Annotated in this window: 14 protein-coding genes and 1 pseudogene; 4 read left to right on the top strand and 11 right to left on the bottom strand. The window is 34.0% G+C overall.

Annotated elements, in window-relative coordinates; translation table 11 throughout:
* Nucleotides 1–142 precede the first annotated feature (142 nt).
* The 8 genes from EOD40_RS11830 to EOD40_RS11795 form a co-directional block, all read right to left on the bottom strand.
* Nucleotides 143–1,792: a glycoside hydrolase gene (locus EOD40_RS11830; RefSeq protein WP_128195783.1), complete on the bottom strand. Its 1,650-nt coding sequence runs from the start codon at nucleotides 1,790–1,792 to the stop codon at nucleotides 143–145.
* 4 nt (nucleotides 1,793–1,796) lie between these two features.
* Complete coding sequence (locus tag EOD40_RS11825) at nucleotides 1,797–3,416, bottom strand: RagB/SusD family nutrient uptake outer membrane protein (RefSeq protein ID WP_128195781.1); 1,620 nt, start codon at nucleotides 3,414–3,416, stop codon at nucleotides 1,797–1,799.
* A 10-nt stretch (nucleotides 3,417–3,426) separates the two neighbouring features.
* Entirely contained in the window at nucleotides 3,427–6,438 is a 3,012-nt protein-coding gene (locus EOD40_RS11820) for a SusC/RagA family TonB-linked outer membrane protein (protein ID WP_128195779.1), read from the bottom strand.
* Between the two features lie 17 nt (nucleotides 6,439–6,455).
* Complete coding sequence (locus EOD40_RS11815) at nucleotides 6,456–7,799, bottom strand: hypothetical protein (protein ID WP_128195777.1); 1,344 nt, start codon at nucleotides 7,797–7,799, stop codon at nucleotides 6,456–6,458.
* Between the two features lie 58 nt (nucleotides 7,800–7,857).
* Nucleotides 7,858–9,870, bottom strand: a complete 2,013-nt coding sequence (locus EOD40_RS11810; RefSeq protein ID WP_128195775.1) for a glycoside hydrolase family 2 protein — start codon at nucleotides 9,868–9,870, stop codon at nucleotides 7,858–7,860.
* 168 nt (nucleotides 9,871–10,038) lie between these two features.
* On the bottom strand, nucleotides 10,039–12,828 hold the full coding sequence (locus EOD40_RS11805) for a glycoside hydrolase family 2 protein (RefSeq protein ID WP_128195773.1): 2,790 nt from the start codon (nucleotides 12,826–12,828) through the stop codon (nucleotides 10,039–10,041).
* Between the two features lie 45 nt (nucleotides 12,829–12,873).
* On the bottom strand, nucleotides 12,874–16,284 hold the full coding sequence (locus EOD40_RS11800; protein ID WP_196781437.1) for a tetratricopeptide repeat protein: 3,411 nt from the start codon (nucleotides 16,282–16,284) through the stop codon (nucleotides 12,874–12,876).
* A gap of 21 nt (nucleotides 16,285–16,305) precedes the next feature.
* Nucleotides 16,306–17,721: a sugar porter family MFS transporter gene (locus EOD40_RS11795; protein WP_128195772.1), complete on the bottom strand. Its 1,416-nt coding sequence runs from the start codon at nucleotides 17,719–17,721 to the stop codon at nucleotides 16,306–16,308.
* 335 nt (nucleotides 17,722–18,056) lie between these two features.
* On the opposite strand from EOD40_RS11795, the gene EOD40_RS11790 reads away from it, so the two are divergent.
* Nucleotides 18,057–18,935 carry an AraC family transcriptional regulator gene (locus tag EOD40_RS11790; RefSeq protein ID WP_128195770.1) on the top strand — a complete coding sequence of 293 codons (879 nt, stop codon included), beginning with the start codon at nucleotides 18,057–18,059 and terminating at the stop codon, nucleotides 18,933–18,935.
* A 22-nt stretch (nucleotides 18,936–18,957) separates the two neighbouring features.
* Here the strand turns inward: EOD40_RS11790 and EOD40_RS11785 are convergent, their stop codons facing one another.
* Nucleotides 18,958–19,236, bottom strand: coding sequence for a putative quinol monooxygenase (locus tag EOD40_RS11785; RefSeq protein ID WP_128195768.1), 279 nt, complete (start codon nucleotides 19,234–19,236; stop codon nucleotides 18,958–18,960).
* A gap of 491 nt (nucleotides 19,237–19,727) precedes the next feature.
* Between EOD40_RS11785 and EOD40_RS11780 the strand changes: the two genes are divergently transcribed.
* Nucleotides 19,728–20,039 (top strand): DUF3861 domain-containing protein, encoded by a 312-nt coding sequence (locus EOD40_RS11780; protein ID WP_128195766.1) that lies wholly within the window; start codon nucleotides 19,728–19,730, stop codon nucleotides 20,037–20,039.
* A gap of 123 nt (nucleotides 20,040–20,162) precedes the next feature.
* Here EOD40_RS11780 and EOD40_RS11775 read toward each other — a convergent pair whose 3' ends face one another.
* The gene (locus EOD40_RS11775; protein ID WP_128195764.1) at nucleotides 20,163–21,800 is read right to left on the bottom strand and encodes a sodium:solute symporter family transporter; all 1,638 of its coding nucleotides are present in this window, start codon (nucleotides 21,798–21,800) and stop codon (nucleotides 20,163–20,165) included.
* A gap of 685 nt (nucleotides 21,801–22,485) precedes the next feature.
* Here EOD40_RS11775 and EOD40_RS11770 point away from each other — a divergent pair.
* Nucleotides 22,486–22,728: a hypothetical protein gene (locus EOD40_RS11770; protein ID WP_128195762.1), complete on the top strand. Its 243-nt coding sequence runs from the start codon at nucleotides 22,486–22,488 to the stop codon at nucleotides 22,726–22,728.
* 136 nt (nucleotides 22,729–22,864) lie between these two features.
* Nucleotides 22,865–23,023, top strand: a complete 159-nt coding sequence (locus EOD40_RS17965; protein ID WP_164905477.1) for a hypothetical protein — start codon at nucleotides 22,865–22,867, stop codon at nucleotides 23,021–23,023.
* A 2-nt stretch (nucleotides 23,024–23,025) separates the two neighbouring features.
* On the opposite strand, the pseudogene EOD40_RS18370 reads toward EOD40_RS17965, so the two are convergent.
* A pseudogene (locus tag EOD40_RS18370) lies at nucleotides 23,026–23,132 on the bottom strand (IS982 family transposase); the annotation flags it as partial.

Genomic DNA, 23,132 nt, shown 5'->3' with positions numbered 1-23,132 from the left:
AAAGAAATACAGTAACCAAAGCTCACTTTTTTATTTTTTAGAATAAATATTACTTAAGACATTTAAAAAAAACTGGACTTTGATTATAAAATCAAAGCCCTGTTTTTTTAGCTTACTTTCTTGTATTGTTTCAAATAACAAATTAATTATAAGTCGCTGTATAACTAACGATGGATCGAGCCGGAATTTCAAACTTATCTGCAGTAACATTTGTTGCTTTTTTTAAATTTGAATTTTCAGAAGTAACATAAGGAGTTAATTCGTTATTCTTTACTGTAGTTCCATTCAAATTAAGTTTATACGATCGCGATGAATCACTGTAATTAACCGCTACAATTACCAGTTTCTTTTTAGAAACATCTTTATAAGCAGTCAACATTACATCAGTAGCCGCAGCTACAGCGTTTTGGTTCGCTATTTGCAATCGGATCATTCCAGGACGAACAAAAAGAGAATAATTCCCTAAAGCCCACAGCAGTTTTGAATCATGATAAAAACCATCCGTTTTACAATAATTCGCATCAGCAGCAACACTGGTACTAAGACCATTATTAGCACCATTATCTAAATAAATCAATCCATCTTTATAATCATATCGGCTAAGGGCTGTCCACCATTGCCATGAGGAAGCATTCGCTACTGAAATGTCATTATGAATGGTTCGCGCGACAAATAATGCAGTCTTCATTCCAAGATCGCGTTGATTACCTGAACCACCTGGAATTTCAGCAGCTCCCGGATTTTCTAATATAGAGTATTCTGTTTGCCAATATTTTAAATTCCCCATTTGTTTCACTCTGGAATTTAATTTTTCACGATGGCTTATCATATCATTTACGGGCCAGGAAGTAAAATAACTATGCCCCGAAATTACTTTTTTAACATTAGGGAGTTGTGCAATATTTGTTGAAGTAGTACCAAAAAAAGCATTTATCTGATCATCTCTATTTTCCCCATTCACATTTTCATATAAATAATTAACCTGAGCAGCTTCACCAAGAACAATTTCGGTGTTTAGTGATTTGGCTTTCATTTTATCCGATAGCAACTTAGTAAAATCAAACATTTCCTGATTAGTCGCTGGTGTTCCTTCCTGACTGGCCTGTCCATTATTTCCTGCCATCCAATCCCATTGAGGCTCATTTATTGGACTCAAATAATCAAAAGTCACCCCTTCATTACGTTGCAAATTATCAATACAATCAACAAGGAAATCAGCATAATTAGTAAGCATTCCCGGTTTGATGTTCATATTGTTTTTCTGTGGTGAAAAAGCTTTTCCGTTTATTGTCATTTGCACTGGTGGACTAACAGTAAAAGCCAGGAATTTATCTACCCCACGACTTTTAGCGGCTTGTAAAAACCATCGTTGTCCTGCTTGTTTAGTCCAATCGTAACTTCCATCCGTTTTTTGAAAACATTCGGCTCTTCTCCATTCATCTGTAATATTACTATTGCCTCCTTGTTCCATACTACCGGCACCTAAATAGAATCTCCAAATTGAAAGTCCAATTCCTTTAGGATTACCGGAAGCATCAAATTCTTTACTAAAAAGTAAATCGGCTATTGCATTTCTTTTGTCAATGGGCCAATTCTTTCCTACCATCTGCGTTCGCCAGGCATCAGAAGCACCAAAACCATCCATGGTTTGCAACTCCTGACTTAAATCAATATTTATGTCCCTAACTTCAGAAGCCTTTGGCGGTGGATCTAAATTAACTTCAGATGAACAGGATAAAAATAACAAGCCTGAAAAAAACAGGCTTGTTAAAGTTATTTTTAATTTTCTCATAATTTTAATAATTTGGATTTTGTTTGATTACTCCCCCACTTCTGTCAATTTCAGATTGAGGTATAGGCCAAACAAGATTCTTGCTTATGTCAAAATGAATTCCCTTGTCCTGAAGTTCTTTCAAATTAGAAGTTTCATTCTTATCAGTTGACAAAGTAGTGTTGTAAAGCACAAAACTTCCTGTAGGCCCCATGAGAGTTGCAATTACTGGCTTATTAGTATCAGGATCTATTTCGCGTCTGATATCAAACAATCGAAGACCTTCAAAAGCCAATTCCATACGACGCTCTTTCCAAATAGCTTTAAGTATATTGTTACCAGAAACTAAACCTTTCTTTGGAGTAAGATGAACACGATTACGAATTAAATCGACATCATCCATTGCTAAAGCCAAATTGCCTAAATGAAAATTTGCTTCAGCACGGGTCAAATACATTTCAGCTAAACGTAGTACCGGTACATTAAGAGGAGCATTACCATAAGTACTTACCAGTGTACGACGGGTTGCAATAGGAATATAATATTTACGTATGATACGACCTGACTTACTTTGTTTTAAATCCCAGATATGAGTAGGGTTATTAACTTCATCGCCATAAGCAGCATCACCACTTTTTGTTATTGTACTACGACGACGAATAACATCATTTTCAGATAGATATACATTCTCCAAGTCACTTGTTGGTACACACCATCCCCAGCCATCCATTACATCTGCTGCACTTTGACTTGGGAAATTATCTTTAGATTCTCCTCTGGCTCCAGTGAATGTAGACATGATGTTTCCTAATTGTTTACTGGAATCACTGCTGGTTTGAGCTTCTAAAATAGTCTCTACTCCATTATGATTGTTTACACTCCAAATATTCAAAAAATTGCTTTCTAAAGTAAATCCTCCTTCAGTAATTACCTTGTTTGCATACGTTTTAGCATTTTCCCATTTCTCCTGAAATAAAGAAACTCTAGCCAGTAATGCATAACTTGCCCACTTAGTTACTCTACCTTTGTCGGCTCCGGAATAAGATGGTTTTAATAAATCGGCAGCTTTTAAAAGATCAGCTTCAATGCTTGCATAAACTGCTTCTTTAGTCGCTCTTTCTAATTTTAATTCAGATGTGCTCAAAGGATTTAAAACCAAAGGTACTCCTCCAAAATTGTTTACTAAATCATAATAATTATAAGCACGTAGAAATAATGCTTCACCTAAATATTGATTTTTTAAAGCATCACTAATCGGAGCTTTCTCAATCCCCACTATTGCAACATTACATGCTCCGATATTTTCGTAACGTGTTTTAAACAAGTCTGAAAGATATCCCATTCTATTGGGAGTCATCAAGTATTGCGCTGCCGGTATAAAACCTGACGCATCTTGTCCGGTATTCCCCATCCAGGCATCATCTGTCGCCGTTTCGTTAGCCAGTCTCCCTGGAATCAATTGGTACCAATCGTAGTGTAAAAAGGCTCTTTTGTATAAATCATTTACAAAAGTCTGGCATTCTTCAGAGGTTGAAAAGTAATTGTCGAGAGTTTGTGTCCCTCTCTCATCATGTACTATAAATTCATCACTGCAAGAGCTTGAAATAATACATAAGGTTATGATTGATAAAAATATTTTTTTCATGATTGTTAAATTAAAATGTTAGATTTAAGCCAAATAAAACCGTTTTTTGAACCGGATAATTCCATCCTCCAAATCCAAATCCAAGTACATCACCACCCACCTCAGGTTCTACTCCTGAATATTTTGTTATAGTCAACAAGTTTTGACCTGAAACAGAACATCTAATTTTATCAAACCCTAATTTGTTTTCAATTGTATATCCCAGTTGAATATTCTTTAAACGGGCAAACGATCCATCTTCAACATAGTAGGATGAAAATTTTGAGAAATTTTGATTGTTATCCGTTTGTGACAAACGCGGAACTGAATTAGAAGTTCCTTCGCCATGCCACGCCAAATCAGACAAACCACTAATTTTGTTAGTTCTCGATAAGGCATTATAAAGCTCATCTTTATTTTGATTTACGATGTCATTACCAATACTTGAATAGATGTTAGCAATGAAATCAAATCTTTTATAAGAACAATTTAAATTCAAACCTACAGTATATTTTGCCCAAGGAGAACCAATTTTAGTTCTGTCGTCAGCATTAAGAACACCATCTCCATTTACATCTACAAAACGTACATCACCTGCTTTTGCATAAGGTTGCAATAAATCGCCACTATTATTTGTATGGGCATTTAATTCCACATTATTCTGAAACAATCCATCCGCTTTATAACCATAGAAATAACCTGGTTCATCGTTTTCAACGGTCAATGTTCTTTCTCCATTTCCAAATAACTGCTCATTATCAACACTTAACTTGGTCATTTTTACATTAGATTTTGTAAAATTCAAATTAGCTCCATAATTAAAATCACCTACTTTGTTTTTATAAGACAAACTAAATTCAAGACCCTGAGCCTTCATAGAACCTACATTAGACCAGATTCGGGCATCATTTGGATAACCACTATAATTAGGATATGATTTTTGGAACAACATATTCTCAGTAGTTTTAGTATAAAACTCTACCGTACCCGTAAGTTTGTTTTGGAAAAAACCAAAATCAATACCTGCATTTAAATCCTCAACGGTTTCCCATTTAATATCTTTATTAGGAACAGCACTTGGATAGGTTGTATTCACTACAAGATCTCCAAAAGTGTAATAGTTTTGTCCTAACTTAGATAAATAAACACTTGCCGGTAAATTTTGATTCCCAACTTTACCCCAACCTACTCTGAATTTAAGATCACTCAAAACATCTGAATATTTAGACATGAAACTCTCGTTAGAAGCTTTCCATGCAAAAGAAGCAGAAGGGAAAGAAGCCCACTTATTATTTGCTAAAAATTTAGAAGAACCGTCTCGTCTGTAAGTAGCTGTTAAGTAATATTTGTTATCAAAATTATAAGTCAAACGACTTAGATAAGACACAATTGAATTAGTATATGAAGTACCTGAAGTTTGAGGATTTAAAGTACCTGCATTCAACTCTCTTAATTCATCACTATTGTTAGGCAATTTTGATCTTGTTCCGCTTAAATTAGCACCATTATACTCCTCAGCTGTATTACCAACCATCAAACTTACATTATGCTTTTGAGCAAAAGTATTGCTATAAGTTGCAGTATTTTGTAAACTCCATGAACGTGTCAAATTAGTACTGCGGGAAATGTTATTAATCAACAAACTCTCGTGGGCTACGTCAATTATAAAATCAGGATTAAAATTATCTGAAATCGTTGAATTTATCTCATAAGAACCTTGTGAACGTATAATCAAACCTTTTACAGGGCTTAATTGAATATATCCATTGGAAGCAAGTGAGTATTGTTTGTTCTTTGAATTGAATCGTTTAACAGCTGCAATAGGGTTCCATACATAAGTAGGCGACCTGGCATAGATACTGTATTCATTCTCCGTTCCTGTCAATTGATCTGCTGGTTTGTAAATTGGTGTAATAGGATCAATTCTGTCAAAATCAGCCCAATTTCCAGGATTTCCCCATGATTCATATCTTGGATTCAATGAAAATCCTGCTGATACTTTTTTTGTAAATTTATAATCAGATGAGATACGTGAAGTAAATTTTTCCCATCCTCCTTTTTCATAAAAAGAATCCTGTTTGTAAAAATTTAGACTTACAGCAAAAGTGTGAGTGTCAGTTCCGCCTTGCAATCCAAAGCTTACATTGCTAACCGCAGCTCTTTCTTTAATCCCTGCATTCCACCAGTCAGTTGATTTTCCTCTGTAACTAGCAGGATCTCCAAACTCAGCCGGAAATCCCGATTGAACTGCTGCTGTATTAAAGATAGTTGCATACTCTTCGGCATTTGCCATATTGTATGGATTTTTCATTAATTGAACTCCATAACTTGTATCCAAATTAAACTTAATTGCCCCCGATTTACCTCTTTTAGTTGTAATTAAAATAACACCATTAGAAGCTCTACTACCATAAATTGCACTTGCTGATGCGTCTTTAAGGATTTCCATACTTTCTATTTCATTTGTATTTAGAAAGTTAATATTGGTTCCCATTGGTATACCATCAACAACATAAAGTGGATCAGTACTTAAATTAATGGTTGATATTCCTCGAATAAAAACTTTAGGCACTGAACCTGGTCCTCCACTGTTTACAACCTGAATACCTGCTGCTTTTCCTTGTAAAGACTCAGATGCATTACCTACAGTCATCGTCTTTAACTCCTTACCTTTAACGGTAGCTATGGAACTGGTTAAATCACTTTTCTTGATAGCGGCAAAACCCACAACCACAATCTCATCTAATTTATTATCAGAACTTTCAAGTACCACATTAATCGTCGTATTTTCTCCTACTTTAACTAATTTAGTAGTAAAGCCTAAATAAGAAAATTCTATTTCTGCTTGCTTATTAGACACATTAATAGAATAATTACCATTACCATCTGAGACTGTTCCAATCTTTGTGCCTTTTACAATAACATTTACACCTATAAGGGGTTCTTTCTTTGAGTCAGACACAGTACCTTTAATTGTGTTTTGTCCAATAGACATTACACTACACAAAAGCATTGTGAAAAACCATATCGTTTTTAATTTCATCTTAATCTATTTTTTAATTATTTTTTTACCAATGTAGTTCGCTCTAATTCTGTATCCAGTGTGAAAATATAGGTACCTGCAGCCACTCCGCTATAGTTAGCATTACCTCCGCCTAAATAAGGTGCTACAGCAAAATTGTCTAACCTCCAGAAAGGATACCAGCCATTACCGGTAATAGTCATAGCCACAGTTGTTCCATTTAATGTAATCTCTCTTGTCAATCGATATGGATTTGACGGATCAGCAGAAACCGCAAGTGCCGTAGAATTAGGATCCCAACCGCCATTTACAATACCATTACCACATATAGTTATAGGTGTTGTACTCAAATTAATAGGAGTTGAAGTTGGTGTATATGGTGTTACCGTATAAACTAAATCAATTGGATTAACTGTAATTTCATAATAGCCTTTTGTAGGTAAAATGATAGGATTAGAAGTAGTACTATTTTGTAATGTACCTGTTGAAGATAATCCAAATGTATGTGGTTCAAAAGAAACATCCTGACCAAGGAAAAAGATTTTCTTATTATTAGAATCGGCATAATATTTAAAAGTAAATACATTTCCAACTTTCTTATGAAACAGCATTGGCACTCCAAAAGCATCATTAGTTAAACTTGAACCCACCGGTACATCAGCTAAAAACATAGAGGTTAATCCATCGGCAACAGTAAAACTAACTTTTGTTGTTTCCTGATTTGGAGACAAGAAATTATCTTTAACCGTTATTGATATATCATAAGATTTAAGAACTGAAGGAATCGAGAATGTTTTATTATAGTCGTATGATTTTAAACCACCTACTGCAACAACATCGTTAATTCCTAATTCAGGACAACTAACAACAATATTATCAATTCCTGTATAATCTTCTGCATGAAAACTAACCGGCACTTTAGTATTGCTGGTTTTAAAAACCACGCTATTATTTACAGGTTTTATGTTCGTTAATTTTGGAGCTACAAAATCACCATCAAGTCTTAAGTTGATATTTTTTGTAACTACATTTTCAGAAACATCCGTAAGTATCAATTCTATTTGAAACTTTTCGGTTATAGCTTTATCGCTTGGTACTAAAAATTTATAATTAAGATCAAATTCTGTAACTAATGGATCTTTAGTGAATGTAATTGTCTTAATCAAATCTAATTCCGGAATTCTAATTTCAATTGTTTTTAGTCCTATGTCGTCATTTAATGCAGCTTTTATTTCAAATTTTCTATTTGGACCTCCGTATATTTCATTTGTCGCTAATTCCATATTGGGATTATCCGAAGCTGGAAATTCCGGGTCATTATTTTCACAACCTACAAAGGCGGAAAACAGGATTAGTAATTGTAATAATTTTAGTTTTTTCATAATTAATAGAGTTTTAGTTAATAGTGTGTAATGGTTAATTAAAATTGTATTTCATTTTTTAAAATTTATAATTAATCACCTCAAAACCTGTTGGCCTTAAGATTGAAAACTGATTGGTGCTAGCCTTTATTTTAAAAGTTTTTTCACTGCCTGGTTCCAGTTTGTCTATAGTGATTTTTTGGTTTCCACAAACAATTGTATAATTTCTTAAAGTGTAACTTGGGATTGTAGTTTTGCCGGATAGCGTAATAGTTGCAGTCCCGTTTTTTACCTCAACTGATTTAATAATAACAGGAGAACTTTCTTTTTTTAATGCGTAGTAAGAAGGTTTTGGATTTGAAAAAATATCACAAACACCATGTACTCTTAGAGGATAAGCATAGGTAAAATCTTCGCCCATATGGGTGCGGTAATCATTGAGACAAAAATAAATAGCTCCAGCAACGTAGTCTTTTGAACCGTAGATTTTTAATTGTTCAGCCATTTCTTTTATTCGACGTGGATCTCCTCCTTTATGAGCAGGCTCGCACAATCCCCACTCTGAAATAGTCATGGGTTTGTTATTATATTCAGCTGAAATACGATCTAATTCACTTCCTATCACATCCAGACTTTTACCAAACCAAGTGCTATAATATTCGTTAAACATCAACATATCAAACTCACCCGAGGCATCAGGAACATAGTCTTTTTGAATTGGTTTTCCCTTGTGTAATTTATTGGAAACAAAATTAACCAGCCTTGAAGCGTCTATTGTTTTAGCTTCATTGTAGAGTGTTTTTAGCCTATTTACATTCTCAGGATTATGGCTTTCTAATTCATTACCTATTCCCCAACTTATTATAGAAGGATGGTTGTAATGATTCTCAGTCATTTCATCTAAATGTTTTTTTCCTAATGCGAGTAAAGTGTCATTAATCATTGTAGCACCACCCCAAAATGGTATTTCTTCCTGAACCAAAATTCCGTTTCTATCACACCAATCAAAAACAGCTTCATCTTGCTGCCAATGAAAACGGGTAAAAATACAGTTGGCATTCTTCATCAACTTTAGGTTTCTTTCAAAATCAGCAGTTGTTTCAGCCATTCCACGCTCCATATTAGAACCCGGCATCCATTCTACTCCCATCAAACGAATAGGTTCTCCGTTTAAAACATATCGGTTTTTCTCAACTTTAATACTTCTGAAACCAAACACCGTTGTGTATTCATCTTTTAAAGTTCCATCAACAAATAACTGTACAGTCAATTTGTACAAATTAGGTGTATCAAAATGCCAAGTATTAATTTTATCAAAGTTTAATGAAGCTTTAAAATCATCTTTTTCTAATTTACCTTTCAACTCAGAATTGAAAATAACTTTATTTGTAGTTTGATTTTCCTCGGTTATTGTAGCCATTAATTTCAGCTTAGAAAAATCTATTTTACTGTTATCAATAAAACTAACGTTAATATCCGCTGTCCCTTTGCTGCCATTGGGTGTTCCAACTACTTTTATATTTTTTACAGCTTGAGGCTCGGTAATAACCAAAGACACATTTCTATAAATCCCGCCATCATTAGCCCAATCGTAACTCTTTAAAAACGGAATATTATTGCGTGAAAAATCATTGTTTACACGAACTCTAAGCGTATTTTTTCCTTTTTTAACAAAAGGCGAAATGTTTATAAAAAAACGATTGTAACCAGAACCAATATGTTCACCCGCTTTTTTGCCATTGATATACACAACAGCATCATGATAAACGGCATCAAACTGAATACGAACCGTTTTTTGTAAATCGCTTTCAGAAACTTCAAATTCACGCTCATACCAACAGTTACCCCAATACTTTTCTAATCCTTTCTCAACATTCCAAACATGAGGTACACTAACAATTCTGGAAGTATTTTTAGGCAATCCAATGGTCTCCCAATGATTCGATTCTCCTAATGACAAGGAATCAACAGAAAAATTCCAATTTCCATTTAAAGAAATTGTTTTTCGTACTATTTCTTTATCAGCTTTGTAAAAAGAAGCCAAAAAGAACATACAAATTGATAACAGAATGAAACGAAATGCTTTTTTCATTTTGAAATTTTTATTTAAAAATTAGTAAATAAGTACCCTGCGCTTATATACTAGCTGACTAATCTTGTGATAGATTAGCGGTAGTAATAGCGTAATGATTGCTAGTAACGACTTGCTACTGAACTAAATTTATGGCTTGGATTTTATTCTATATACGATTGTGTTTTTCTAATAAATACTGGTTGCTGATTCTTTGGCTTTTTCTTTTTCTTCAGATAAAATCAATTTTAAAGAATCAGGATTTGTTATAGCTGCAGGTTGAAACAAATCACTATTCATATAATTAAGGATCGAAATCAACATTTGTTTAGCAACCGGGCGTTTTTCTATATCCTTTGATAAATCAAAAGAAGCGATCACCAGTTTTCCCGAACCTATACTTCCTTCAAAAAGCGATGCTAATTTTCGATTATTTGCAAAATTATCTACCATTTCGACTAAAGGGCTACCACCATCAATACTATCAACAATTAGGGTTGTAGAATTTACATTCAAATCCCACCATTGCCAATCAGTATTCATATCTGTTGGAAAATCAGTAAAAACTTTGTGTGTCGGATTACAAAGTACTCCCATAGTTCCTGCCTGTTTTGGAAAATGAACAGGACTCCAAAAAACAGGGACAAATTTCCCTTCAATTCCTTTTATTTTTTTCCAATCAGGATTTAATAATACTTTGCGTCCTTCCTTTAATGATTTGTAGGCTTCTTCAAGACTTCTTGTATAAACTACCTCTCCATAATTAATATTTTGTTGCTGAGGATAAACCCAAATATTCCATTGATTTTTATAATCGGTATCTTTTATACTTACTTTGAAAGTAAGTTTAGTAGCTTTCTTTATTTTTTGAAGACTTTCACTAATAGTAAATAACTCGTGATTATAACCTGAAGTAATCGTTTTGCTTACAGTTCCAGAAGCAATTACAGTAACATCATCCATGATACTCCATTCAATTACTTTATTATCTAAAACATCACCTGAAAAATTACTTACGTCTAAACTTGCTACAAAAGATTCGTTGTTAGTATAGGTCGCTTTAGGGAAACGAAGCAAAGGAACTACCGGAGAAGAAAATTGTCTGAATTCTGCTGCCGAAATTAAATTTTTACTATCCCAAAAAGCATCTAACAATCCTACCAATGCAGTTCCCTGACCCGGAAAATCATGTAAATCCAACAACTGAAATCCGCTAATTCCTGCAGTTTTCAACGCTCTTTCTATTTCTTCCTTATAAAGTATCGCAGCCAGCTTTCCGGAAGCTTTAGTATAATCAGCAGCTTTATTAATTAATCCTTTGCTTTCTAAATCTTCTTTTACCGCCATGAAATTTAATGGTTCTAAAACTCCGGTATATTTAGAAATTTCATCTATTTTAGGATAAACCGCATACTGACCTATTTCATGTGTAATCAAAGGCACAGTAACATCTTGTAAAGCAACCTTATAATCTTTATTGAACGTTGGAGATTCACTATTAAAAACCCCTTGCCCACGCACCCAGCCTTTGTTAGTCCATTGTGTAATAAAAAAATCATCTTGTGCTTCCGGTAAAGCACCGTGTCCTTTTTCAAAAGTAAAAGAAGTACTGGTGTACAAATGTCTTGAATCCTGTGCTTTAATATTTTTAACCATTTCGGTTAAAAGCGCCATATCTCCTTGTAATTCATTCCCCATAGACCAAAGACAAAACGAAGGATGATTTCCATACTCATCAATCATGTGTTGCGCTTCAGCATATAGAAAATCAGTTACTTTTTTATCTTTTCCAATATCTAAAACCCAAACCGGAAGTTCTACCTGCAAGTAAAAACCCATTTCGTCTGCTACTTCAAAAGCAGCTTCCGGAGGACACCAGGAATGAAAACGAAGATGGTTCAAACCCCATTCCTTAGCGGTTTTAAATACTTTTTGCCATCCTTGTTTGTCCATTGGAGGATGCCCGGTAAGCGGGAAAATATTGCATTCTAAGGTTCCTCTTAAAAAAACAGCTTTATTGTTTATTGTTAAAACAGTTCCATTTTTTGAAAACTTTCGCATTCCAAAATCAACTGTTTTTTCTGATATGGATTTTTTTACCTTCAATTGGACTTTTAATTCATACAGCTCCGGAGAAAATTCACTCCAAAGCTTTACATCCTTGCCCATATTATAATCAAGATTTACAACAGATTGCCCTTTCTCTAAATGAACTTTTTGCGTTACAGCAGTAATTGATTCATTACTTTTTTTATTTACAGCAATAATATTCAGCACTCCTTTTTGAGCACTTTTCGAGCCATTATTTAAAGTAACAGCTACTTTAATTTTCTTTAAATCAATATCCGGATTGACCTGTAGATTAGAAATACAAATCGGGTCTACAGCTTCAATATTCATTTGACCAATGATACCATTCCAAATAATCTGAGTCTCATTGGTATAAGCATGTGCCATATTGTCCAGGCTAATATCAAACTGCTTTCTATTGTCAACACGCACTGTAATTCTTTGCTTCTTACCCGGAATTAAATAACCGGACAAGTCAAAATAATGAGGGGAAACCAAACTATTTTGTTCCGATTTGACTTCTTTGCCATCTATCCAAACATTAGTTTTCCAAATCACACGTTCCAGTTTCAATAGCAATTCCTTTCCTTTCCAATCATTAGGAATTTCTATTTCGCGAGTATACCAGGCTGCTCCGATATAACTGTTTTTTCGGGTTAAATGACTTAACTGAGGTTTTGACAGTCCTGGTTTTAGTTTGTTAGGAATTCCGATACCAAAATCATCTGTTGTTCCCGGCAGATTTACTATTTGTTTAAAAATGGTATTTTGCCAGCCGTTTTGCAACCCAATATCGGTACTGTCTAATTGTACTGTCCATTGACCCGAAATATCAATTACTTTTTTATCTATGACACTCCATGAACAAAGCAAAAATGACGCAAGGACTAACACTAAAATATTTTTCATTTTGAATATTTTGATAATTAAAATTTAAATTGCCGGCAGAAATAATTATTTTCTAAACGTGTATTTGTTTATGTCTAATTGCTTCACTTTTTGATAAAAGCTTTCTGAAAGTTCCTCATTCCCTAAACCGCTATGCCCTAATGCCATTACATAATTGCAATGTACCTGGTTACGAATACTTAAATCATCTTCCCAAATAGCGAGATCCGGAAGCGAAACTGCAAAATAATCGATACGGCATTTTTCAAATAAATACTTTTCACCATGTGCAACTAACTTATTAAAACGACTGCGAGCCTTGTCTTCATCTCCCAATTCACGCCATGCCAATCCCTGATAAAATATCTTGTCCGGCTGTTGATCGTTATAGAAAAATGCCTGAACCGGTTCCGGTGATCCAAGTGTCGCCTGCATAAAATTTGCTTTGGCATTTTCCTTATCACCCAGTCCTTTATAAGCTAGCCCTTTGTAATAATGGACTTCGTTTTCTTCAGCATTCTTTAATTTTCCTTCGCCTAAATTATGAGGATATACTTCTGTTTCTTTCAATAATTGAATGGCATCCGAAAAACGTTTTTCTGTAATAGCTATTTTAGCTAATTCAACTCTGCACAAAGTATATAAGCCTGTCACTTTACCTTCGCCGCCTTCCCAGGGATGAAATTTTCTGGCCGCTATATGTTTTTTTGCCTCTTCATATTTACCAATCTGACAATACAAGCCGATACGCTCAATGCACAAATCATCTCTTTCTTCTGTTAAATTACTATACTTTTCAAAAAAAGCCAGTCTTTCAATAGGAGATTTTCCGATTTTTTTATATAGCTGGTCTAACTCCATAAATATTCTGGAATCTGTTGTGTCAATTTCAAATGCTTGCTCTAATACTTCCTGAGCACGAACTTTATTTTCTAATTTATTATAATAAGCAAGAGCCAGATTTCTTAAAACTGTTGGGAATTGATTGTCAATTTTCACTGAACTTTCCCAACATTGTATGGCATTGTCATATTGACGGAACGCATACCAAAAATTACCTAAATAAAAAGGAGCTTTTGCATCATTTGGATTCAATAAAATGGCGTCTTGTAAAACATTGACTTCTTCTATTCGATTAGGAAAACATTTTTCCGGAGACAATACTGAGGCTTTTTTATACCATTTAACAGCCTCATTTTTATTTCCTTTCATAGATTCAAAATAACCTATTGTGTAGAAAACCATTGGATAAACAGCATCAACTTCCTGAGTACATTCCTGTAAAAACTGAATGGCTTCATTATATAATCCTGCTCCGGCAAAATCAAGTGCATATTCGATATACCCATGCGACCATTTACGCATGATTGTATTCATTTCATCAAGTTCAGATTCGTTACCAGTTAACAAATACTTCTCAAAACGACATCCCATGTTAAAACGATCAATAGCAATTGATTCTTCTGCCAAAGCCAAAGCTTCATTCGTTTTTCCTAATCTTCTTAATATGGAAGTTTTTAATTGACGTGCTTTGTGATTGTGCCAATTGCGTATCAAACAAGAATCTATGCGTTCTAAGGCTTCTTTCCATTCTCCTCTAATACAGTCTATTTGTGCCAAAGCAAAAAAGGCGGCATCTTGCCAGGCGGCATTCCAGGTAGATTTAAAAAGAGCGGTATAAGCCTCATCCAATTTCCCTTGAATTTTTAAACAAAACCCTAAATTATAATGTGGCTCTCCATCATAAGGATTCGGACTGCGTTCTGTTAGTACTTCAACAGCAGTTCTAAAATACCCTTCTGCCCTTTTAAATTGTCCGCGTCTTAGCATCAATAAACCAACAGCATTATTACAACGTACATCCTTAGGATCTCTGCTTAAAGCCTCTTGGTAATAATCTAAAGGATTATAAGTAGCATGACGGTATTGTTCAAGGTGCAAACCTGTTAGAAATAATTGCTCGATCGAAGCTATTTCTTTAGGATCAAGAGCTGCTTTTGCCGGATCCGGTGCAGGTTTAATTTCCGGTTTTTCCTCCTGATAATCAACAAGAATTTTTCCTTCTTCGGTATAGATGGTAAAAATTAAATTTTCTGATAAAGTATCATCTATTAATACACTCTTTTTATACGGATTGTATGGCGAAATGCTAATTACTTCCTGATGCAATACATTTCCCTGAACATCTTTTAATTCTAATTTTAAATTATCAAAAAGACTGGTTGTAAACAAAATCAAATCTGCTTTATCTCCATCTACTTCAATGTTGATTATTGCATCTTTAGTAGCATTTTTAACATAACCCACTTCGGTATAAGGCATGAAATATTGTACCCATGACTTTTCTTCATAAGCTTGTAACCAAGAAAAATCAGGTTGATTATCGGTAAAAACCCCTGTCATTAATTCAATATAAGGTCCGTCTTTATCAGTCAGATTTCTGTCCCAGGCAAGACCAAAATCACCATTACCCCAAGTCCATTGTTTTTTACCAGGAGATACATGATGATTGGCAACGTGCAGCAAACCGGCTTGTACACCATCTTCATAACCTCCAACAAAATTGTATTTAGAATGAACAGCCATATACGATGTAGGTACAGGTATGTTTTTATATTTTGAAATATCCACACCTGCTGAGTAATCCTGTTTGTAATATTCTCCTGTTGCTATTGGGAAATTTGATACATCACGTTTTCCGTGGTCAAATACAAAATTTACATCTGGTGGAAAAACAGACTTATATTCATCATTAACCACAACAGCCGGATTTGCCCACCAAAGAAACGTTTGCGGGAAAGCAGTTCTATTATAAATTTTGACTTTTATTTCAATATAAGCCTTATCAGGATGCAATGTAAATCCTTGCATTCCTTTGGTTCTAAACATTCTTTCCACTTCATTACACCAAACCGTTTTACTTCCGTCAGCATTTTCTTCAATGCTATAATCCGTAGGTAAAAAAGTACTCGGACGGTGATGCTGAGGCCAGTTGAACTCAATTCCTCCTGAAATCCATGGGCCAGTAAGTCCCACAAGAGCTGGCTTAACCACTTGATTGTAATATACAAAATGACGTTGCTTTACCTTATCATAAGCCATGTGGATACGACCACCCAACTCCGGCAAAATCATGATTTTAATGTATTTGTTTTCTACAAATAAGGCGTGATACAATTTATCACGTTTGATATCCGATATTTTTTCAACCACAGGATAAGGATATACTGAACCGGAACTCCCCTGATATACTCGTTTTTCAAGAAATATTGGATTCTTTTCTTCTTTACCAATTTCATAAGTAGGCAGCATAATATCCTCTGCCCATGAGCGAACAACACCATCCTCATTAACAGTTGACTGAATCAGGTAAGCAGTAATTTCTTCGTCTTGTATTTCTATAGTGACAGGCTGAGAATTTGAAAGTAATTCGCTTTCTTCTATTTTATTTGGTCGAATTGAAGTTAATTTTTCCATCTTAATTTATTATGCAATTATTTATTTTGTTAATTCTAATTCTGTTTGTTCCAATGATTTCTCTTTAGTTAATTCTATTTCAATTTGTTCTAATGATTTCCCTTTCGTTTCTGTTAAATAAACTCGTAAAAAAAGATACCCCAACAAACAAATTATTCCGTAAAGCCAAAATGTACCGTAAGCTCCCAAACTAGTATTTAATAACGGAAAGGTATAAGTAAGTACAAAACAGGCAGTCCAGAGTGAAAAGGTACTTACAGCCATTGCCATAGCTCTGATTTTTACGGGAAATATTTCTGACAAAACTACCCAGGTTACCGGAGCCAATGTCATAGCGTAACAAGCGATAGCTAGAATTACAAGAATTAAAACGGAAGCTCCTGTTACAGCAAAATAATAACAGATACCTAAAAGAGCATAAATACATGCCAATCCCATAGCACCAAAAAGCATCAGGGCTCTTCTGCCTAATTTATCAACCAGCAACATACCAACATAGGTAAATATTAGGTTAGTCAAACCTGTGATAACGATGTTAAACAGAATATCAGAAACGCCATAACCTGCTGCAGAAAATATTTCCTGGGCATAATTAAAAACAACATTAATTCCGCACCATTGCTGAAAAGCAGCAATTACAATACCTAATAAAAGAATTTTAGGCATTTTACCCTCAAACAGCATTTTATAACTAGCTGTTTCTTTTACAGAAGTGGCTGTCGCTTTCAACTCTTCAATTTGTTCTGAAGCAAATTGAACTCCTCCTATTTTTGTAAAAATAGATTTTGCTTTTTCGTAATTATATTGACTGGCTAACCATCTTGGACTTTCCGGAATAATTAATATTAAAGCAAAAAAAGCTACTGAAGGTACCGCTCCTGCCCAAAACATGTATCTCCATCCCCATTGTACATTCCATGAATCTAATGCTATACTGCCATCTACAATAGGATCGGCTAATAACATATTTACAATTTGGGCGGCCAAAATACCAAAAACGATTGTTAATTGATTTATCGAAACAAATTTTCCTCTTGATTCACTTGGTGCTATTTCGGCAATATACATCGGAGAAAGGTTAGACGCTATACCGATACCAATCCCTCCTATTATTCTCCAAACAATAAACATATTAATGCTATTCACACATCCTGTTCCAACAGCTGCTAATGTGAATAAAATAGAAGCAACAATCATCAATGGTTTTCTCCCATATTTATCAGACATACTTCCTGAAACCATCACTCCTAATAAACAACCTAAAATAGCACTTCCCATTACCCAACCCTGCATTGAAGGAGCGTCAGTTATATTGAAAAAAACTTCATAAAAAGGCTTAGCACCTCCAATAACTACCCAGTCATACCCAAATAACAAACCACCTAAGGCAGAAACTAAAGCGATGAAAAGCAAATAAGAAGAATTATTTTTACTCATGATTTTAAAATTTATATTATTAAGACAAATTTAGAGGTATAACAGTAGTCAAAAAATGCAAAAAACAAATAAAAAGATGTATAAAACAACTATTATACCTTATGTAATCGTTTGTCTTAAATTAAAATACAGTATTGAATAATTTCCAGTAATATTTTTTATAGTGTTTTTTTTAAATGATTTTAGATATAAATAACTAATTTTGAACGATAATAATTTCAAAAAACATATTTTTAAACGAAGAACTGTTTAAAACAATTATTACACAGATAAAAATAAAATATAAAAAACCTGTATTTTTTAACTTATTTACTACAAATATAAATTTCAGACAAATGGAACATATAGCTGATGGTTTTAAAGGAGAAAGAGCGATTGTATTACCTTATAGTATTCGGAATTTCCAAACAAATAACGAACTAACTAAATCGCTTTACATAACCCATATTGGTTATTATCCAAATGCAAAAAACCATTTTCGAAAACGTTCAAAAGGAGCGCTTGAAGATATTTTAATCTATTGTGAAAAAGGGAAAGGAACGATAACAATAGAAAACGAAGAATTTAAACTTACAGAAAATCAAATCTTAATCATTCCTGCTAATAAACCTCATTCTTATGAGTCTGATATTTCAGACCCTTGGAGCATCTATTGGATTCATTTTAGAGGAACAAAATCTGCGGTATATTCGCCTGCTGCTGAGAAAATAATAAGCTTAAATGATATGAGAATATCAAACCGATTAGATCTGTTTGAGGAAATGTACCAAAATTTAGAAATGGGATTTTATGCTGATAACTTAGAATATTCAAGCATTTGCTTAAAACATTTTTTATCCAGCATAAAATACATAGATCAATTTATAAGAACAAAATCAATTGATACTTCAGATCTCGATACAATTCCGATGAGTATTATATTTATGAGAGATAACTTGACTAATAAATTAACGCTAAGCCAAATCGCAAAACATGTAGGTTATTCCGATTCTTATTTTCGAAATTTGTTTTTAGAAAAAACATCATTTACACCAATTGAATATTTAAACAAATTAAAAATCCAGAAATCCTGTTCATTATTGCAATTCAGCAACATGAAAATAAATGAAATTGCCTATTATCTGGGGTACTACGACCCTTATCATTTTTCAAAATCATTTAGTAAAGAAATGGAAATTTCGCCTCGTGAATATCGTAAAAAATATAAAAACTAAGACTAAACAATGAACTTGTGAATTACAAAACCTGAGTCGTTTTATAAACCTGAATAGGAGAAGCCAATAAAGTTTCGCTATCGGCAATAAAATCGATTAAGTACTGTTGGCTATTGTGTATATCAAGCCCTAGCTGATCTTTCCACTCTTCCCAAATAATAAAAACATTTTCGGAGTAATGTAAGTCATAACGAATACAGGCTGCTTCTTTTCTGGTGTTGGTAACCAGATTGTGAACCATCTCCTTCACTACTTCAATATTTTCTTTTTTGCTTTTTATAATAGCTGTAATCGAAATCATAATTCTATAAAATTTTAAAAGTGGGCTTTACCTAATTGGTAAAATCCTGTTTAAAGATAATACTATTTTCTATTTTTCCCTTTTTAGAGCTGATGAAAATTAAAAATTAGCTTAGATGCTATTTCTGATTTAGCCCATTTAACTTTCTTTTTTGCTTGATCAAAAAAGAAACAAAAAAATACTCATGCGTTCTTATAGTTTTTCGGAATTCATGAATCTTCGATTTCAAGTCTTACGCTTCCTCGTCGGTCAAATTAGTTTTCGAATGCTAAAAGAAAATAACTCGTCCCGAAAGCTTTCGGGACTCAAACAGATTTTCTTTTTACGCATTCTTCAAACATTTGACACTCGACTGCGGAAGCTAAGGACAGTTGGATCTTAGAAATAATAGTGTTTTAATAGATGCTATTCCTGATTTGGCCGATTTAACTTTAGTATTTCATCAGTATGTTTTACTTTTATAGGAGACAATATAAAACAACAATAAAATCATGGAAAAAAGAGCCCATCAATATAAACTCACACTGGAATACCTGAAAGATTCAAAAGGAGAACCCATTTCAGCAGATCCTATCGAATTAACTTTCAACAACCACGACGATATTTTCTCGATTATCGAAAGACAAAAAAACAAGAACTTATTTGGTGACAAACAGCAAGCCACCGAATTTGCCATTGGTCTGAAACTATTTAGCGAAGTGATGCTCAAAAACCGAAAAGATCCTTTGTTTGAGGAATTAGCTCCTGCCTTTGGAGCCTTTATGAAAAGACTCAAAGCCATTCCCGCCACAGATTCAGAATAAATAATTTCGAATAAAAACAAAAAAAAGGATTTCACCATTTAAAGTGAAACCCTTTTTCAATTAAAAAACTAAACTATAATCTAAGCAATCTTTTCTTTTACTCTTTTTTTTTAAACTTAATAATTACCAAAAAACGGTATATAATGCCACTAATACGCTGCAGATAATAAATGATCCAATAATAAACCCTGAAGACACTTTAAACATTGACGTATCCACTTCAATCTTGTGTTTTTCATGTAGCACTACCGGTTCAGGTTTTAAAAGGCTAACTCCTACCATTATAAATACGATCATAAAGAAAGCAATCGTCATTCTGTCCAAAAAAGGAAAATCCGGGAAAGCTCCGTTTGTCCATACTGGCAGGAACTTTAATACCGTAGCAATAGGCACTGTCAGCAATGCACCGGCAAGTCCGGCATTAGCGGTAGTCTTTTTCCAAAACATTCCCAACAGAAAAATAGCAAGTACTCCCGGTGAAAAGAAACCTACATATTCCTGAATGAACTGATAAGCCTGATCTAAGGTTTTTAGCGAAGGAGCAACAATAGCGCCGATAATCATAGCTACTACGACAGTTAATCTTCCTACACGCACCAATTTTCTTTCAGAGGCATTTTTATTAAAATATTTTCTATAAATATCTAACGAAAAAATAGTCGAAATACTGTTGGCTTTTCCTGCCAAGGAAGCTACAATTGCAGCCGTTAAAGCAGCCAAGGCAATTCCTTTTAGACCTGCTGGCAATAAATTCATCAAGGTTGGATAAGCACGATCCGGTTTTAAAACTCCTGCTGCATCCAGCATTTCCTGTTGAAACATTCCGTTTTGATGCATTACATACATGGCAATACCCGGCAAAACTGCAATAACCGGAACTAATAATTTTAAAAAGGCCGCGAACAAAATTCCTTTTCTGGCAGTTTTTAAATCGGCACCCAAAGCTCTTTGAACAATGTACTGATTACATCCCCAATAAGCCAGATTATTGATAAGCATCCCTCCTACAATTACAGACATCCCCGGTAATTCTTTATAATGCGGATTCGATTTATCAAATATCATTTGTAAATGACCGGGTGCTTTGTCGGCTATAATTGATAATCCTTTAAAAATATCTTTTCCAAATCCAAACTGCTCTGAAAGTAAGGTTAGTGCCAAATAAGTGGTAACCAAACCTCCCAATATCAATACTATTACCTGAAACATATCGGTATAACCAATTACTTTCATCCCTCCTAAAGTAACTATAACAGAGAACAAACTCAATCCGATAACACAAAATTCAAAGCTTACCGGGGCAATCGATGAAATGGCCAAAGCTCCCAAATAGATGATAGAAGTAAGATTGACAAACACATAAATCAACAGCCAAATCACGGCCATAATTGCACTCACGGTATCATTATATCGTTTTGCCAAAAATTGTGGCATTGTAAAAATCTTGTTTTTAAGATATACCGGAAGAATAAACATCGCCACGATAATCAATGTCGCTGCCGACATCCATTCGTATGAAGAAATAGCCAATCCAAGTGCAAAACCCGAACCACTCATACCTATGAAATGCTCCGCCGAAATATTAGAAGCAATCAATGACGCTCCAATAGCCCACCAGGTAAGAGAACCTTCAGCTAAAAAATAGTCATTCGAACTTGTAACTGCATTTTTCTTACTTCTGTAAATATACATCCCATAAGAGGTGACTATCACAAAATAAATAAGAAAAACAATGTAATCTGCGGGTTGTAATGGATTCATAAATTGGTTGGTTTATTTTTGGTTAAATAGCTAATACTTAAAACGTATCTATACAAAAATAGAATCTAAACCAAAGCCGGGTATGGATTATTTATGCTAATACATGGATTATTTGTATAGGAATGGTAAATAAATCCATTTGATGAGCCTGAAAAATGGATTGTGGCCCAATTAAATCCGTTGGATGAAATTATCAAAAACGTCAGTTCGAGTGTTTTTTGCGTAATGTCCCGATAGCTATCGGGAGAAGCAAAAAATGCCTGTCTGCCACAGGCAGGTATCGAGAACCGTTTTTGATGATAAATTTTCTTGTTTCCGATACAATCCCGCCCAAAAAGCAGGATCACTACCATTGATATTTTTATTAAAAGTAAAAATTTAGATTTATTAATTTTCTTTTTTGCTTGATCAAAAAAGAAACAAAAAAATCAAGTCTTGCGCTTCCTCATCGGTCAAATTAGTTTTCGAATGCTAAAAGAAAAGAACTCGTCCCGAAAGCTTTCGGGACTCAAACAGCTTTTCTTTTTACGCATTCTTCAAACATTTGACACTCGATTGCGGAAGCTAAGGACAGCAAAGTATCAAAAACCAATTTTGCACAGCGGGTTTACAATAAAGTATTTACTCCAAAAAATTCTGAGACAAATAATTCATAACCCAAACCAAAAGCGAAATTGCCAAAGCAATGGGCATAGCCCCTAAAGGATTAAGGGCTTATTTTAAGAGAGACACACTACAGTTTGCCGTTTTGTGGAAACTAAGCCTGGTGCTGAAACATAATTTTTTGGCGCAACTGGGTGAATACCTGCCGTACCGTTTTGAAACCATACAGGAAAAAGCCCTAAAAAAAGAACTGGCTGAAAAAAACGACTATATCCAAAAACTGGAAATCCAGCTCGAAACCTTAAGAGAAATAATACAGAAATAATAAAACCATAGCTTGTTTTGTAAGATTTATTTATACATTAGCAAAAAAAATAATAAGCTATAAAGTAGCGAGTATATACAAGTTGTCATACAGTTTAGTAGGAGTGACCACAAACCGAAAATAAAATTGAGAAACTATGTTTGAAAACATAATGAAATGGATAATAGACAATAAAGATTCGTTGATTAGCGGTGTCATTGGCAATGTAATGTTTTGGTCGATATTACAATTGTATAGTCTAAAAAACAAGATTCCAAATGGGGCTAAAATACTAATGAACGTGAGTTCGATATAAACTTATTGAAAAAGTACTAATTGTTTTGTGTCTAGGAAATTATTTTTCAAAGACGGTTTTTTGTCTGCAAAGTTGTAAGCAATCAGAGCGGAAAAAATATTATTGAAGT

Source organism: Flavobacterium sufflavum, from assembly GCF_004016525.1.
Lineage (GTDB): Bacteria > Bacteroidota > Bacteroidia > Flavobacteriales > Flavobacteriaceae > Flavobacterium > Flavobacterium sufflavum.
Note: the sequence above shows the minus strand (reverse complement) of the source record. Positions and strands in the feature narration are given on the sequence as shown.

Excerpts from the sequence above, each read along its gene's own strand:
- EOD40_RS11805 (WP_128195773.1), bottom strand. The coding sequence starts at position 12,828 with ATGAAAAATATTTTAGTGTTAGTCCTTGCGTCATTTTTGCTTTGTTCA.
- EOD40_RS11830 (WP_128195783.1), bottom strand. The coding sequence starts at position 1,792 with ATGAGAAAATTAAAAATAACTTTAACAAGCCTGTTTTTTTCAGGCTTG.
- EOD40_RS11780 (WP_128195766.1), top strand. The coding sequence starts at position 19,728 with ATGGAAAAAAGAGCCCATCAATATAAACTCACACTGGAATACCTGAAA.
- EOD40_RS17965 (WP_164905477.1), top strand. The coding sequence starts at position 22,865 with ATGTTTGAAAACATAATGAAATGGATAATAGACAATAAAGATTCGTTG.
- EOD40_RS11790 (WP_128195770.1), top strand. The coding sequence starts at position 18,057 with ATGGAACATATAGCTGATGGTTTTAAAGGAGAAAGAGCGATTGTATTA.
- EOD40_RS11825 (WP_128195781.1), bottom strand. The coding sequence starts at position 3,416 with ATGAAAAAAATATTTTTATCAATCATAACCTTATGTATTATTTCAAGC.
- EOD40_RS11800 (WP_196781437.1), bottom strand. The coding sequence starts at position 16,284 with ATGGAAAAATTAACTTCAATTCGACCAAATAAAATAGAAGAAAGCGAA.
- EOD40_RS11815 (WP_128195777.1), bottom strand. The coding sequence starts at position 7,799 with ATGAAAAAACTAAAATTATTACAATTACTAATCCTGTTTTCCGCCTTT.
- EOD40_RS11775 (WP_128195764.1), bottom strand. The coding sequence starts at position 21,800 with ATGAATCCATTACAACCCGCAGATTACATTGTTTTTCTTATTTATTTT.
- EOD40_RS11820 (WP_128195779.1), bottom strand. The coding sequence starts at position 6,438 with ATGAAATTAAAAACGATATGGTTTTTCACAATGCTTTTGTGTAGTGTA.
- EOD40_RS11785 (WP_128195768.1), bottom strand. The coding sequence starts at position 19,236 with ATGATTTCGATTACAGCTATTATAAAAAGCAAAAAAGAAAATATTGAA.
- EOD40_RS11795 (WP_128195772.1), bottom strand. The coding sequence starts at position 17,721 with ATGAGTAAAAATAATTCTTCTTATTTGCTTTTCATCGCTTTAGTTTCT.
- EOD40_RS11810 (WP_128195775.1), bottom strand. The coding sequence starts at position 9,870 with ATGAAAAAAGCATTTCGTTTCATTCTGTTATCAATTTGTATGTTCTTT.
- EOD40_RS11770 (WP_128195762.1), top strand. The coding sequence starts at position 22,486 with ATGGGCATAGCCCCTAAAGGATTAAGGGCTTATTTTAAGAGAGACACA.